This window comes from Martelella limonii (assembly GCF_013344475.1).
In the GTDB taxonomy this organism is placed as follows: domain Bacteria; phylum Pseudomonadota; class Alphaproteobacteria; order Rhizobiales; family Rhizobiaceae; genus Martelella; species Martelella limonii.
This window is the reverse complement of sequence record NZ_JABUOU010000006.1, coordinates 175,697-188,980: the sequence shown is the minus strand read 5'-3', so window position 1 is coordinate 188,980 and position 13,284 is coordinate 175,697. Positions and strand designations below refer to the sequence as shown.

Here is a 13,284-nt window from a genome sequence, read left to right as displayed (position 1 = left end):
ACGCGCCGACCACTCTCCGTCAAATGATGAATGCCGATCTCGCCATCGTCGGCGGCGGCATCATGGGCCTTTGGGCTGCCTATCATGCGGAAAAGGCCGGCATCGACACGGTGCTGATCGACAGCGGCGCGCCTGCCACCAGCAATGGCCTGCTCGGCGCGCTGATGGCCTATATGCCGGACCAGTGGGACGAAAAGAAGCAGTTCCAGTTCGAGGCGCTTTCGGCCCTTGAAGCCGAGATCGGCACGCTGGAGGCGGAAACCGGCATCTCGACCGGCTATCGCCGCTCCGGAAGGGTGATGCCGCTTTCAAGCGAACAGCAGGTGGAGACGGCACGGCGGCGCGCAGAGGCTGCGGCGCTCAACTGGCGCGATGGCGCGACGCGCTATCACTGGCGCGTGGTCGATCGGCCGCCGCTTGAGAACTGGCCGGCGGCCGATCCCGCAGCGCTTGCCTATGTCCACGAAACCTTCGCGGCCCATGTCTTCCCGCGCGGCGTCATGTCGGCACTCGAAGCCTTCCTGAAGGGCGCGCGCCATGTGCGCAGGCACGAGGCAGGGGTCGCGGCCATCGATGCCGCGGGCTCCGCTCTCAGGCTCGCCGATGGCGGAAAGTTCGGTTTTGGCAGGCTCATCGTTGCAGCCGGCGCAGGCGCCTTTCCCCTGCTGCAGCCGCTGCTTGCGCCCGAGGGCAAGCCGCTTGGGCGGCCGGTCAAGGGCCAGGCGGCGCTGCTTGCAGCCGATTGCGATCCGTCATGGCCGCTGATCTTTGACAACGGGCTCTACGTGGTCGCCCATGAAGGCGAACGGGTGGCGATCGGGTCCACCACCGAAGATGCCTATGACGATCCCTTCTCGACCGATCATCAGATCGATGCTCTGGTCGAGGAAGCCCGCAGACGGGTGCCCGCGCTTGCCGATGCACCGGTGGTGGAGCGGTGGGCGGGCCTCAGGCCCCGCGGCGTCCACCGCGAGCCGATGATCGGCGTCGTGGATCAGCATCCTTCCATCATTGCGCTTGGCGGCGGTTTCAAGACCAGTTTTGGCATTGCCGCCCGGCTTGCACGGCATGCGGTCGCCCTTGCCGCCGCGAAGCCGGTCGAACGGCTTCCGGAGATCTACGATCTCGGCATTTATATTCGCCGCGCCCACGGCGGCACACGCTGAAGACATGCGATGTCGTCCGGATCCCGGCTGACCGCCGCGCGTGCCTAAATCCGGTCCGCTCCGGATGCGTCGTACCAGTGTCATCGGAATCGGATATCGCATGGGCGAGGACGCCGATAGACGGCGATAAGTGACACCCGATGCCAGCCGAACGCTATGCCATCTGCTTTACGCCGTCGCCGCATGACGGGCTTGCGATCGTGGGCGCGAACTGGATCGGCCGCAATGCATTTTCAGGCGCGCCGGTAGAGCCGCCGACGATCGTCGGCCTGCCGCTCTCCGAGATCGCGTTTCACACCGCCGTTCCGCGCCGCTACGGCTTTCACGGCATGCTGAAATCGCCGTTCCATCTCGCCGATGGTGTCAGCGAGTCGCTGCTTCTGAAGCAGCTGATGCGCTTTGCCGCGCGGTTTGCGCCCTTCACCCTGCCGCCGCTGAAGATCGTCCAGCGCCGCGATACGCTGGCGCTTGCCACCATGGTTTCGGTGCCCTCGCTCAATCAGCTTGCCGAGAGCATCGTCATCGAATTCGATCATCTGCGCGCGCCCCTGTCCGAGGCCGAGATCGAACGGCGCGATACCGGCAGCCTGACGCCGGAGCAGTTTGCCAATCTGCACCGCTGGGGCGAGCCGGATGTGCTGTCGGCCTTCTCCTTCCACATGCCGCTGACCGGCCCTTTGACAGCGCGCGAAGTGCCGCGCATGGAACGCTTCCTCGCCGCCTTCTTCGGGCCGATCCTGCTGGAGCCCGTTGAGGTCGATCACATTGCACTGTTCATCGAGGAAGAGCCCGGCGCGCCCTTCTGCGTCCATTCGCTGCATCCGATGGGAGAGCTGCGGGCGCGCAGGTCGGCCTGAGGGGCTGAAACCGGCGTCTCGCCTTTGCCTTGCATGCCGCGATCGCGTCAACCGTTTCCTGTGAGTTGCCGCCTTTCCTCTTTTCGCGTCACCAGAGGTGGTCTACCGTCTGGCGATACATGAAATGAGGGAAGCATGACTGCCGAGACAAGCGATTACCCGCGCGACCTTGTGGGCTATGGCCGCAACCCGCCTGATCCGAAATGGCCGAACGACGCCCGGATCGCGGTGCAGTTCGTCATCAATTACGAAGAGGGCGGCGAGAGCTGCATTCTCGATGGCGACCCGGCCTCCGAACGGCTGTTGTCGGAAATCGTCGGTGCTGAAGCCTGGCCCGGCCAGCGCAACCGCAACATGGAATCGCTCTATGAGTATGGTTCGCGTGCGGGCTTCTGGCGGCTGTGGCGGCTCTTCACCCGCATGGACATCCCGGTCACCGTCTACGGCGTCACGCAGGCGATGGCGCGCAATCCGGAGGCCGTTGCCGCGATGAAGGAGGCCGGCTGGGAGATCGCCAGCCACGGCCTCCGATGGCTCGAATACAAGGATTTCGACGTTGAGACCGAACGCGCCCATATTCGCGAGGCGGTGCGGCTTCATGAAGAAGTCGCGGGCGAGCGCCCCTACGGGCTCTATCAGGGCAAGCCGTCCGACAACACGCTCGATCTGGTGATGGAAGAGGGCGGTTTCCTCTATTCCTCCGACACCTATGCCGACGATCTGCCCTACTGGACGCATACCCCCGACGGCAAGCCTTTCCTGCTCATACCCTACACGCTCGACAATAATGACATGCGCTTTGCCACCCCGCAGGGCTTCAACTCCGGCGAACAGTTCTTCACCTATCTGAAGGACGCCTTCGATACGCTCTATGACGAAGGGCTGAACGGCGCGCCCAAGATGATGTCGATCGGGCTGCATTGCAGGCTCGTCGGCAAGCCGGGCCGGTTGGCCGGTCTCAAGCGGTTCCTCGATTACGTGCAGAACCACGACAAGGTGTGGCTTGCAAAGCGCATCGAGATCGCCCGCCACTGGTATGAAAACCACCTGCCCGAGGAGGCTCAGCGATGATCGACCGCCAACATTTCGTCAACCGCTTCGGCGGCGTCTATGAACATTCCCCCTTCATCGCAGAGCGCGCCCTTGATCGCGGGATGGTCTCAGAGCCGCTGACGGCTGACGGCGTGGGCAAGGCCTTCCGCACCGTGTTTCGCGATGCAAGCGAAGCCGAGCGTCTCGGCGTGCTCAGAGCCCATCCCGATCTTGCCGGCAAGCTTGCGATTGCCGGAGAGTTGACGGAGGAAAGCCGCCGGGAACAGGCCGGCGCCGGCCTCGACAGGCTCTCGCCCGAAGAGCATGCGGAGTTTACGAAGCTCAATTCTGATTATATAGAAAAATTCCGGTTTCCCTTTATCATTGCGGTCGCCGGCCTAAACAAGGACGATATTCTCTCCGCCTTCAGGCTACGGATCGGAAATTCCGCTGCCGAGGAGCTTGAAACAGCCTGTGCCCAGGTCGAGAAGATCGCCGGTCTCAGGCTCGCTCACATGCTCGCGGAGTAATTTATGTCAGAACAAGAAAAGTCTGTTGCCCTGCCGGATTTCGCGGTCGGCGCAATCAACCTCGCCTCCGCCCGCCTCGGCGCCCGGGCCATTTATGCAACCGACCAGTTCTTCGCGCCGCTTTCCCGGATGCTGAAGGACGATGCCGCCGTGTTCCTGCCCGGCGAATATGATGAGCACGGCAAGTGGATGGACGGCTGGGAAAGCCGGCGCAAGCGCGTGCCGGGCCATGATTTCGCGATCATCCGCCTTGCCATGCCCGGCCGCATTCGCGGTTTCGATGTCGATACCTCGCATTTTACCGGCAATTATCCGCCGCAGTGCTCGATCGAGGGCTGTTTTATGGAAAGCGGCGATCCGGATGAGACCGCCGACTGGCAGGAAGTGTTGTCGCGCTCCGATCTCGGCCCCGACCGCCATCATTATTTCGAGATGGACCAGGACACGCGGCAGAAGGTGTTTACCCATCTGAGGCTGCACATCTTCCCCGATGGCGGCGTTGCGCGTCTCAGGGTCTATGGCTCTGCTTATTTCAACTGGGAAAAGGTCGGCGCCAACGAGGAGATCGATCTTGCCTATATCTTCGGCGGCACCCATGCGCTGCACTGGTCGGATGCCCATTACGGCCATCCCGACCGCATGCTGGCGCCCGGTCGCGGCATCAATATGGGCGATGGCTGGGAAACAGCGCGCCGGCGTGGCCCGGGTCACGACTGGGTGATCTTCAAGCTCGGCCATCCCGGCATCATCCGTCGCGTCGTCGCCGATACCGCACACTTCAAGGGCAATTATCCCGATACCTGCATGCTGCTCGGCGCCAACCTGCCGGACCAGAACGATGTGTTCAGCATGGAAGAGATCGAGGCTTCCGAAAAATGGCAGCCACTGCTCGTGCAGACCAAGCTGCAGGCCGATAATATTCACGAATTCAGCGGCGACGCCGTCAGCGATATCGGCCCCGTGACCCATGTCCGGCTTGCGATCTTCCCGGATGGCGGGGTCAGCCGGCTGCGCCTCTACGGGGTCAAGGCGTGATCCGCCTTCAGCCCGAGCCGCTGACGCCGGAAGCCTTTGCGCCCTTCGGCGACGTGATTGCGCCGGATCCTGCGACAGCGCGGCTGATCAATGGCGGCACCACGACGCGCTTTCATGAACTCGCCCGGGCGGAAGCGCTGGGCGAGGGGGCAAGCGTAATCATCAATATCTTCCGGGGCGAGGCGCGCCGCTTTCCCTACAAGGTCGACATGATGGAGCGACACCCCTTCGGCAGCCAGAGTTTCTCGCCGCTGTCGGGCCGGCCGTTTCTCGTGATCGTGGCCGAAGATGACGCAGGCGTGCCAGCAACGCCGCGCGTGTTCTTCGCCGAGAGCGGCCAGGGGGTGAATTACCGCGCCAATGTCTGGCACCATCCGCTGATGACGCTGGGTGAGGCGAGCGATTTTCTGGTTGTGGATCGCGCCGGACCGGGCAACAATCTGGACGAGTATTTTTATCCGACCCCGTTCGTCATCGAGGAGGCTTATCCATGACCGGCCTGACCACCCATGTTCTCGACACCGCCCTTGGCCAGCCGGCCTCGGACATGAAGATCGACCTCTACCGCCTCAACGGCGCGGAGCGCGTCTTCCTCAAGACGGTCTACACCAATGAGGACGGCCGGATCGACGGCGGCGCCATCCTCACGGCTGCTGACGTCGAGCCGGGCCAGTACGAACTCGTCTTCTTTGCCGGCGATTATCTGCGCAGAACCGGGGCAACGCTGACGGAACCGGCTTTCCTCGAGGATATACCGCTGCGCTTTGCGATCTCCGATGTGAGCGCGCATTACCATGTGCCGCTTCTGATCTCGGCGCATGCCTACTCCACCTATCGGGGCAGCTGATGAAGCTCGCCGCGATTGCCGACATTCATGGCAATATCGATGCGCTGGAAGCCGTGCTTGCCGACATCGGACGGCATCAGCCGGATATGATCGTCAATCTCGGCGACAGTCTCTCGGGCCCGCTTGCCGGCGCCGAAACCGCTGACCGCCTCCTGGCGCTCGATCTCACCACGGTGCGCGGCAATCACGACCGCGCGCTCGTCGATCGCCCGTTCGAGGAGATGGGCGACTGGGAGCGACCGGTCTTCGGCGCGCTCTCGGCTGACCACCTCCAGTGGATCCGCGACATGCCGACCGCAGCAGTGGTGGCGCATGAGGCCTATCTCTGCCATGCCACGCCGAAGAATGATGAGGTGATGTGGCTGGAGACGCTGATGGACAATGGCCATTTCGCGCTCCGCTCCCAGGCCGAAATAGAAGCGTTTGCCGCCGGCATTTCCTACCCGCTGATCCTGTGCGGTCACAGCCATGTTGCCCGCTCGGTGATGCTTGGCGATGGCCGGCTGATCGTCAATCCGGGCTCCGTCGGCTGTCCGGGCTTTGCCTACCACCTTCCCATCGACCACAAGCTGGAAATCGCAACGCCGTTTGCCTGCTATGCGATCATCGAAAAGACCGATATCGGCTGGACGCCGACATTCCACCAGGTCCGCTATGACACGCAGCGCATGGTTGGAATGGCGGACGAACGGGGCTATGCGGACTGGGCGCGTGTGCTTGCGACCGGGCGGGTGGGGTGAGGCCAGTCAGAAATCGACCTTAGCAAGAATGCTCCGGTCGATCTCCTCGATGTCGCGTTTGCCGCAGAGTGCCATGGTGACGTCGAGTTCCTTGCGGAGGATGTCGAGGGCGCGGGTGACGCCCTTCTTGCCCATGGCGCCGAGGCCGTAGAGATAGGGCCGGCCGATATAGGTGCCCCTGGCGCCGAGCGCGCGGGCCTTCAGCACGTCCTGTCCGGAGCGGATGCCGCCATCCATGTGTACTTCGACGTCATTGCCGACGGCATCGACGATCTTCGGCAGCATCGCAATCGACGACAGCGCGCCATCGAGCTGGCGGCCGCCGTGATTGGAAACGATGATCGCGTCGGCGCTCGTCTTCGCAGCCATTTCCGCGTCTTCGACGTCGAGCACGCCCTTGAGGATCAGCTTGCCGTCCCAGCGTTCGCGGATCCATTCCACATCCGACCAGGAAAGCCGCGTGTCGAACTGCTCGGCGGTCCAGACGGCAAGCGAGGAGAGATCGGAGGAGGCTGGCGCGTGGCCGACGATATTGCGGAATGATCGGCGCTTGGTCTGCAGCATTTCCAGCGCCCAGAAGGGGCGGGTGCCGACCTGCCAGACATGTTTCGGCGTGAATTTCGGCGGCGTCGACAGGCCGTTGACGATGTCCTTGTGGCGCTGGCCGAGGATCTGCAGGTCGAGCGTCAGCACCAGCGCCGAGCAGCCGGCAGCCTTGGCGCGGCCAATGAGGCTTTCGACGAAGCCGCGGTCCTTCATCACATAGAGCTGAAACCAGAAGGGCTTCGAGGTGTTTTCCGCCACATCCTCGATCGAGCAGACGCTCATGGTCGAGAGCGTGAAGGGCACGCCCGCATCCTCAGCCGCCTGTGCCGCCAGGATCTCGCCATCGGCATGCTGCATGCCGCAAAGCCCGGTGGGCGCGAGTGCGACCGGCATCGAAACATCCTGGCCGACCATGGTGCTTGCAAGCGAGCGATCCGACATGTCGACCAGAACCCGCTGGCGCAGGTGAACCTTTGCGAAATCGGCCTCGTTCGCCTTGTAGGTGCTTTGCGTCCACGCGCCGCTGTCGGCGTAGTCGTAGAACATCTTCGGCACCCGCCATTTCGCACGCCGCTTCAGGTCGGCAATCGTCAGTGGCTCAGAAAACATAGGCCTCTCCCGTCAACATGTTTTCGCTTATGGCAAATCCGCTTGCCCGCGCCAAGCCTGAAAAAAGCGCAGGCGGAATCGGGTGCGCCGCAGTCATCGCAGAGCTGACTTCGCGGGCTTGCCGGCGATATAGGTTTCTGCGATCGTCCGGTCGTCGCCAAGCGTCTGCAGCAGGAACAGCTCTTCGGAAAGCGAGGTAACCGCCTCCATCTTCAGCGCCATGGCAGGCGTGGCGCGCGCATCCAACACCACCAGATCTGCGTCGCTGCCGGGCGAGAGTGTGCCGATCCGGTGTGCAAGCCCAAGGGCATCGGCGTTGCCGAGCGTCATCAGGAAGAAGCTCTCCAGCGGCGTCAGCCGTTCGCCGCGCAATTGCTGGATCTTGTAAGCCTCGTCCATGGTCTTCAGCATCGAATAGCTTGTGCCGCCGCCGATATCGGTGGCAACCGCGATGCGAACCGGCTTTTCCCGCCGTTCAAGTTCCTTGAGCGGAAACAGGCCGGAGCCCAGAAACAGGTTCGATGTCGGGCAATGGACGGCAACCGCCCCGGTTTCAGACAGCGCGTCGCGCTCGCGCTCGGATAGGTGGATCGCGTGGCCCAGCAGCATATTGTCCCTGAGCAGGCCATAATGCGCATAGATATCGGTATAGTCTTTCGCCGCAGGATAAAGCGAGCAGGCGAATTCGATCTCCGCGAGGTTCTCCGACAGGTGGGTCTGGATGTGCAGGTCGGGGTGTTCGCGGGCAAGCGCCCCCGCCATCTCCATCTGCTCCGGCGTCGAGGTGATCGCAAAGCGCGGCGAAATCACCACGTGGTTGCGGCCCCTGCCATGCCAGGTGTCGATCACGGCCTTCGTGTCGTCATAGCCCGATTGCGGCGTATCGGTGAGCGCGTCCGGCGCATTGCGGTCCATCATCACCTTGCCGCCAAGCATCAGCATGTGGCGGCGCTCCGCCTCGGCGAAATAGGCGTCTGCGGAGGCCTTGTGAACGGAGCAATAGGCCACCGCCGTGGTCGTGCCGTTGCGGATCAGCTCATCGAACAGCGAAACCGCGATCCGCGCGCCATGGGCGGGATCGGCAAAGCGCTGCTCTTCAACGAAGGTGTAGGTGTTGAGCCATTCAAGCAGGTTTGCGGCGTAGGAGCCGATCACCTGCATTTGCGGGAAATGCAGATGGGTATCGATCAGCCCCGGCAGGATCAGATGCGGGCGGTGATCGACGGTCACGCAGTCCCGCGGCGCTTTGGCTCTGATATCAGTATAGGCGCCCATCGCGACGATGCGACCGTTCTCAAGCAGCAGGCCGCCATCGTCCTCGTAGTTGTAGCTCGCCGTATCCGAAAGGCTGTCGGGGCGGCGGTTGAACGACAAAAGCCGTCCGCGCAGAAGTCTCGTCATTCCGCCTTCGTCTGGATGCTCGATCTGTACCATGCCACCAGCTTTGCACGTTCGTCCGGCGTCATGCCGGTCACATTCCCCGGAGGCATGGCATGGCTGCGCCCGGCCTGCAAGTAAATCTGGTTGGCGCGGGACGCGATTTCGGCGTCGGTCTCGAAGCGCACATTGAGCGGCGGGCGGTGGATGCCTTCATAGACCGGCTCGGCCGCGTGGCACATCGAGCAGCGCGTGGAGACCACCTGCTTGGCATCGGCGAAATGGGGGTCCTGCGCAAACTTCTCGAATGCCGGCGCCACCGCCATGTCGGGGTTTTCCGCCTTGAAGAGCTGCGGCGAGGTGGAAAGCCACATGATCACGATGAAGATGAGCGCTGTCAGCAGCCAGGTCCAGTTCGGCTCGCCCTTGCGGGCATGGACGGTGTTGAAATAGTGCCGGATCGTGACGCCCATCAGGAACACCAGCGAGGCGATGATCCAGCTGTATGTGGTCGCAAACGCCAGAGGATAGTGGTTCGACAGCATGAAGAAGATGACCGGCAGCGTCAGGTAGTTGTTGTGGAGCGAGCGCTGCTTGGCTTCCTTGCCGAGCTTCGGATCCGGCGTCTTGCCGGCCTTCAGGTCGGCGACCACGATCTTCTGGTTGGGAATGATCACGAAGAACACGTTGGCGGTCATGATCGTCGCCGTGAACGCGCCCATATGCAGGAAGGCGGCGCGGCCGGTGAAGAGGTGCGAATAGCCCCAGGCCATGAACACCAGCAGGATGTAGAGCAGCAGCATCAGCCCGACGGTATGCTTGCCGAGCGGGGACTTGCAGAGATAGTGGTAGAACAGCCAGCCGACCGACAGCGAGGCGAGCGAGATCAGGATGGCGACCGGGGCCGAGACGTCGAGCACGCTGCGGTTGACCAGGAAAAGATCGGCGCCGCCGTAATAGACCAGCACCAGCATCAGGAAGCCGGACATCCAGGCGAAATAGGATTCCCACTTGAACCAGATCAGGTGCTCCGGCATGTGCGCAGGCGCAACCATATATTTCTGGATATTGTAGAACCCGCCGCCATGGACCTGCCACTCCTCGCCCGAAACGCCTTCCGGCAGTCCGGGGCGCGATACCAGGCCGAGATCGAGCGCGATGAAATAAAAGGAGGAGCCGATCCAGGCGATGGCGGTGATGACATGTAGCCAGCGCACGGCAAATTGCGCCCACTCCCACATGATGGCGAGTTCAAACATAAAGTGTCCCCAAAACTAAAATCAGCGTGATGATGCGCAATTTCCGCGCGAAAAAAAAGAGATGTTTTGCAAATGATCGCAAATAGATAGGAAGTTGTCACCGGGCTGCATCGGCGGTGTGCAGCCTGCCCGCTTTTGCGGCATGAATGACTGAAATCAGTTCAGCTGCAACCAGGGCGGCAATGATGGCGGGGCGCTTGTCGGCGACCGGAGTGCCGCCGATCGGCATGATGAGGCGCGCGCATTCCCGCTCCGTCAGCCGCTGCCTTCGGGCATAATTCAAGAAGGTGGCGCGTTTGGTTTTCGAGCCGATCATGCCGCAATAGCTGAGATCGGCCCGTTTGAGGGCTTCGGTCGCGATCAGGAAATCGAGCGCGTGGTCGTGGGTAAGAATGACGACGGCGCTTCCGGAAGGAAGGCCGGCAATCTCGGCCTCCGGCATGGGGGTAAGGCGAAGGCTGACGCCGTCTGCCAGCGCTTCCACCATGTCGCTGCGGGTTTCGATCAGCACGGTGTTGAAGGGCAGCGGCGCAAGCGCTGCCGAAAGCGCCGAACCGACATGGCCGCCGCCGAAGATGAAGACGGACGGCGCGCTCTCCGCCTCGGCGTCAAGCCTTGCGAGGAAGGCGGCGATTGCAGAGGCGTCCGCGATCTCGAAGGAAAGTTCTGTGCGCCCGCCGCAGCACTGGCCGATGTCCGGCCCGAGCGGAATGTCGAGCCGCATCGTGTCCGTGTTTCCGGAAAGCAGCGCACGGGCATGGTCGATCGCCATGAATTCCAGCTGTCCGCCGCCCACCGTGCCGCAGGTGGCGCTTGCCGAAACGGCGATCGCCGCGCCTTCCTCGCGCGGCGTCGAGCCCTTGACCGCCGAAACGGAGACGATCACCGCGCGGTCATGGCTCTCGAAGAAACGCCGGTAGCGCGTCGCCTCGTCCATCGCTCAGGCCTTTTTCATCCGCTCCACCGCCATCAGCACGCGTTCCGGCGTCGCCGGTGCATCAAGGCGGGGGCAGATGCGATAGTCGGCAACGCTCGCGACCGCCATCGAGATTGCTTCGAGAGCCGAGATCGCCAGCATGAAGGGCGGCTCGCCCACGGCCTTGGAACGGCCGATGGTGGGTTCCCGGTTTTCGGAAAAATCGGTGAGCCGGACATTGAAGATCTTGGGCCGGTCGGAGGCGAGCGGGATCTTGTAGGTGGATGGCGCGTGGGTGCGCAGGACGCCCTTGTCGTTCCACCAGAGCTCCTCCGTCGTCAGCCAGCCCATGCCCTGGATGAAGCCGCCCTCGATCTGGCCGATATCGATGGTCGGGTTCAGCGAGCGGCCGGCATCGTGGAGAATGTCGGTGCGATCGAAAATATATTCGCCCGTCAGCGTATCGATAGACACCTCGGTGCAGGCCGCGCCATAGGCGAAGTAGTAGAAGGGCCTGCCCTTGCCCGCCGCCCGGTCCCAGTGGATTTTCGGTGTCTTGTAGAAGCCCGCCGCCGAAAGCTGGATACGCCCGAAATAAGCGGCCTTGACCAGTTCGGGGAAGGGGACTTCCCGGGTGCCGATCCGCACGCGATTGGGCAGGAATGCGATGTCGCCGGCGTCCACCTGATAGTGGCTCGCCGCAAAGGCAATCAGCCGGTCCCTGATTTCCTTCGCCGCATTATAGGCCGCCATGCCGTTGAGGTCGGAGCCGGAGGAGGCGGCGGTCGCCGAGGTGTTGGGCACCTTGCCGGTGGTCGTCGCGGTGATCTTCACCCGTTCCAGGTCGATCTGGAACACATCGGCCACCACCTGCGCCACCTTGATGTAAAGCCCCTGGCCCATCTCCGTGCCGCCATGGTTCAGCTGCACAGAACCATCCTGATAGACATGGACGAGCGCGCCGGCCTGGTTGAAGGCGGTCATGGTGAAGGAGATGCCGAATTTCACCGGCGTCAGCGCGATGCCCTTCTTGATGATCGGGCTCGTCTTGTTGAAGTCGACGATCGCCTGGCGGCGGGCGCGGTAGTCCGCACTCTCCTCCAGCTCCTCGACGACGCGCAGGATGATGTTGTCCTCCACCGTCTGGTGATAGGGCGTGACATCGCGGCCGGAGCCGGCAGGCCCGTAGAAATTCGCCTTGCGGATATCGAGCGGATCCTTGCCGAGGGCGTAGGCGATCTCCTCGATCATGCGCTCGGCTGCCAGCATGCCCTGCGGCCCGCCGAAACCGCGATAGGCGGTGTTGGAGCAGGTGTGGGTTTTGAGCGGCCGCGTCACCAGATGGACGTTCGGATAGAAATAGGAACTGTCGGCGTGAAACAGCGTCCGGTCGGTGACCGGGCCCGAAAGATCGGCGGAAAAGCCGCAGCGCGCGGCAAAGGTGGCATCGACGGCCTCGATGACGCCGTCATCATCGTAGCCGATATCGTAGAAGGCCACGAAATCATGCCGCTTGCCGGTCATGATCATGTCCTCGTCGCGGTCCGGGCGGAACTTGATCGCGCGGTTCAGCTTCTTGGCCGCAAGTGCCGCGACGGCTGCAAAGCCATTGCCCTGCGTCTCCTTGCCGCCAAAGCCGCCGCCCATGCGGCGCTGGTAGACGGTGACGGCGTTAGACGGAATGTCGAGCACATGGCCGACGATATGCTGGATCTCGCTCGGGTGCTGGGTGGAGGACCAGACGGCGACCTCGTCATCCTCGCCGGGAATGGCGAGCGCGATCTGGCCTTCGAGATAGAAATGCTCCTGGCCGCCGATCTCCATTTCCGCCGTGATCCGGTTTTTCGCGGTCTCGAGCGCGGCCCTGGCATCGCCGCGCTGAAGCCTGAGCGGCGTCACCACATCCGGCGCATTATGGGAAAGCGCATCGCGCACGCTGGTCCAGAACGGCAGGTCCTCATAGGTGATCTCGGCCAGTTTCGCCGCAGCGCGGGCCTGATGGCGGGTCTCGGCGATCACGGCAAAGATCAGCTGGCCGTGATATTCGACGACGGTGTCTGCAAACAGCGGCTCGTCGTGATGTCCGCCCGAGGAGATGTCGTTGACGCCGGGCACATCCTTGCCGGTCAGCACGCAGACGACGCCGGGCGCTGCCTCGACCTTGGAGAGGTCCATCGCCACGATCTTCGCATGCGGCCGGTCGGAAAGGCCGGCGCCGGCGTGGAGCAGGCCGGCGGGCTCGGGCATGTCATCGATATATTCGGCGGTGCCGGCCACATGCTTGTGGGCGGAATCATGAACGCGCGGCTTGTGGATGCCACCGGAAATCTCGGACTTAAGATCAATATTGTCGTGGGTGCGCTGGTCCAT

General features: G+C 62.9%; 13 protein-coding genes. 8 read left to right on the top strand and 5 right to left on the bottom strand.

Features of this window, described 5'->3' with window-relative positions; genetic code table 11:
* Positions 1–23: 23 nt before the first annotated feature.
* The 8 genes from HPQ62_RS14125 to HPQ62_RS14090 all read left to right on the top strand — a co-directional run bounded on the left by HPQ62_RS14125 (position 24) and on the right by HPQ62_RS14090 (position 6,207).
* On the top strand, positions 24–1,166 hold the full coding sequence (locus HPQ62_RS14125; RefSeq protein WP_174803277.1) for an NAD(P)/FAD-dependent oxidoreductase: 1,143 nt from the start codon (positions 24–26) through the stop codon (positions 1,164–1,166).
* Between the two features lie 140 nt (positions 1,167–1,306).
* Complete coding sequence (locus HPQ62_RS14120) at positions 1,307–2,023, top strand: DUF1045 domain-containing protein (protein ID WP_174803208.1); 717 nt, start codon at positions 1,307–1,309, stop codon at positions 2,021–2,023.
* A gap of 135 nt (positions 2,024–2,158) precedes the next feature.
* Complete coding sequence (gene puuE, locus HPQ62_RS14115; RefSeq protein WP_174803207.1) at positions 2,159–3,094, top strand: allantoinase PuuE; 936 nt, start codon at positions 2,159–2,161, stop codon at positions 3,092–3,094.
* Entirely contained in the window at positions 3,091–3,585 is a 495-nt protein-coding gene (gene uraD, locus HPQ62_RS14110) for a 2-oxo-4-hydroxy-4-carboxy-5-ureidoimidazoline decarboxylase (RefSeq protein ID WP_174803206.1), read from the top strand. The genes puuE and uraD overlap by 4 nt, the downstream gene beginning before the upstream one ends.
* A gap of 3 nt (positions 3,586–3,588) precedes the next feature.
* Positions 3,589–4,620, top strand: a complete 1,032-nt coding sequence (alc, locus tag HPQ62_RS14105) for an allantoicase (protein ID WP_174803205.1) — start codon at positions 3,589–3,591, stop codon at positions 4,618–4,620.
* Entirely contained in the window at positions 4,617–5,114 is a 498-nt protein-coding gene (locus tag HPQ62_RS14100; protein ID WP_174803204.1) for an ureidoglycolate lyase, read from the top strand. The genes alc and HPQ62_RS14100 overlap by 4 nt, the downstream gene beginning before the upstream one ends.
* Positions 5,111–5,467 carry a hydroxyisourate hydrolase gene (uraH, locus tag HPQ62_RS14095; RefSeq protein WP_174803203.1) on the top strand — a complete coding sequence of 119 codons (357 nt, stop codon included), beginning with the start codon at positions 5,111–5,113 and terminating at the stop codon, positions 5,465–5,467. The genes HPQ62_RS14100 and uraH overlap by 4 nt, the downstream gene beginning before the upstream one ends.
* A complete protein-coding gene (locus HPQ62_RS14090) occupies positions 5,467–6,207 on the top strand; it encodes a metallophosphoesterase family protein (RefSeq protein WP_174803202.1) in 741 nt (246 codons plus the stop codon). Before uraH ends, HPQ62_RS14090 begins: the two co-directional genes overlap by 1 nt.
* 6 nt (positions 6,208–6,213) lie before the next feature.
* Here the strand turns inward: HPQ62_RS14090 and HPQ62_RS14085 are convergent, their stop codons facing one another.
* From HPQ62_RS14085 to xdhB, 5 genes are all read right to left on the bottom strand, one after another.
* Positions 6,214–7,362 carry an alpha-hydroxy acid oxidase gene (locus HPQ62_RS14085; protein ID WP_174803201.1) on the bottom strand — a complete coding sequence of 383 codons (1,149 nt, stop codon included), beginning with the start codon at positions 7,360–7,362 and terminating at the stop codon, positions 6,214–6,216.
* A 93-nt stretch (positions 7,363–7,455) separates the two neighbouring features.
* A complete protein-coding gene (gene guaD / locus HPQ62_RS14080; RefSeq protein ID WP_174803200.1) occupies positions 7,456–8,763 on the bottom strand; it encodes a guanine deaminase in 1,308 nt (435 codons plus the stop codon).
* A complete protein-coding gene (locus HPQ62_RS14075; protein WP_174803199.1) occupies positions 8,760–9,998 on the bottom strand; it encodes a urate hydroxylase PuuD in 1,239 nt (412 codons plus the stop codon). Before HPQ62_RS14075 ends, guaD begins: the two co-directional genes overlap by 4 nt.
* Before the next feature lie 97 nt (positions 9,999–10,095).
* On the bottom strand, positions 10,096–10,935 hold the full coding sequence (xdhC, locus tag HPQ62_RS14070; RefSeq protein ID WP_174803198.1) for a xanthine dehydrogenase accessory protein XdhC: 840 nt from the start codon (positions 10,933–10,935) through the stop codon (positions 10,096–10,098).
* Between the two features lie 3 nt (positions 10,936–10,938).
* Positions 10,939–13,284 (bottom strand): xanthine dehydrogenase molybdopterin binding subunit, encoded by a 2,346-nt coding sequence (xdhB, locus tag HPQ62_RS14065; RefSeq protein ID WP_174803197.1) that lies wholly within the window; start codon positions 13,282–13,284, stop codon positions 10,939–10,941.

What these genes read in the sequence shown, in the direction of transcription:
- HPQ62_RS14090 (WP_174803202.1), top strand. Translation starts at nt 5,467, where the DNA reads ATGAAGCTCGCCGCGATTGCCGACATTCATGGCAATATCGATGCGCTG.
- uraD (WP_174803206.1), top strand. Translation starts at nt 3,091, where the DNA reads ATGATCGACCGCCAACATTTCGTCAACCGCTTCGGCGGCGTCTATGAA.
- HPQ62_RS14125 (WP_174803277.1), top strand. Translation starts at nt 24, where the DNA reads ATGATGAATGCCGATCTCGCCATCGTCGGCGGCGGCATCATGGGCCTT.
- HPQ62_RS14120 (WP_174803208.1), top strand. Translation starts at nt 1,307, where the DNA reads ATGCCAGCCGAACGCTATGCCATCTGCTTTACGCCGTCGCCGCATGAC.
- HPQ62_RS14075 (WP_174803199.1), bottom strand. Translation starts at nt 9,998, where the DNA reads ATGTTTGAACTCGCCATCATGTGGGAGTGGGCGCAATTTGCCGTGCGC.
- alc (WP_174803205.1), top strand. Translation starts at nt 3,589, where the DNA reads ATGTCAGAACAAGAAAAGTCTGTTGCCCTGCCGGATTTCGCGGTCGGC.
- uraH (WP_174803203.1), top strand. Translation starts at nt 5,111, where the DNA reads ATGACCGGCCTGACCACCCATGTTCTCGACACCGCCCTTGGCCAGCCG.
- puuE (WP_174803207.1), top strand. Translation starts at nt 2,159, where the DNA reads ATGACTGCCGAGACAAGCGATTACCCGCGCGACCTTGTGGGCTATGGC.
- xdhB (WP_174803197.1), bottom strand. Translation starts at nt 13,284, where the DNA reads ATGGACCAGCGCACCCACGACAATATTGATCTTAAGTCCGAGATTTCC.
- xdhC (WP_174803198.1), bottom strand. Translation starts at nt 10,935, where the DNA reads ATGGACGAGGCGACGCGCTACCGGCGTTTCTTCGAGAGCCATGACCGC.
- guaD (WP_174803200.1), bottom strand. Translation starts at nt 8,763, where the DNA reads ATGACGAGACTTCTGCGCGGACGGCTTTTGTCGTTCAACCGCCGCCCC.
- HPQ62_RS14085 (WP_174803201.1), bottom strand. Translation starts at nt 7,362, where the DNA reads ATGTTTTCTGAGCCACTGACGATTGCCGACCTGAAGCGGCGTGCGAAA.